Source organism: Dellaglioa sp. CoH-55-MRSF-7, from assembly GCF_056782235.1.
On sequence record NZ_JBXAYI010000067.1, the window covers coordinates 1 to 424 of the forward strand.

Annotated in this window: 1 protein-coding gene; it reads right to left on the reverse strand. The window is 52.4% G+C overall.

The features are described from left to right. Positions 1–140 precede the first annotated feature (140 nt). Positions 141–353 carry a hypothetical protein gene (locus AC1RPU_RS07885; protein WP_251188573.1) on the reverse strand — a complete coding sequence of 71 codons (213 nt, stop codon included), beginning with the start codon at positions 351–353 and terminating at the stop codon, positions 141–143. Positions 354–424 lie beyond the last annotated feature (71 nt).

Below are 424 nucleotides of genomic sequence, written 5' to 3' on the forward strand. Positions count from 1 at the left end.
GTCCAATTCTTCCCATTCTGGGCTGCGTTTCCGGATCGTATCTTCCAGACGGTCGAACGCTGCATCCGACATGATCTCGGACTTGCCGTTGTAGTATGCGTCCTTGGCCCGAAGATACAGGGCCTTCATCTCACTGAGCTTCACACCGCATCCTCTTCGTCGTAGTACAGAGCTTCATTCACGATGTTCGTCACTTCCTCACGTTCGTTGTTGATCAGGAGCACGCGCAAAATCTCGCGCAGCGCATTCCTGAGTGGAAGCGAACTCGGATGCGTCTGGAACTCTTCTTTCGACTCGTAGCCAGAAGACGCCTCGAACTCGATGATGACGCGACTTTTGGTGATTTTGCTCATTTCTTCTCCTTTGTGCGGTGTCGGAACGATTGTTTCTTGTCAAACCCGTGACTCACTGCCTTGTCCTCGTC

Coding starts and splice junctions, on each gene's coding strand:
- AC1RPU_RS07885 (WP_251188573.1), bottom strand. CDS start 353: ATGAGCAAAATCACCAAAAGTCGCGTCATCATCGAGTTCGAGGCGTCT.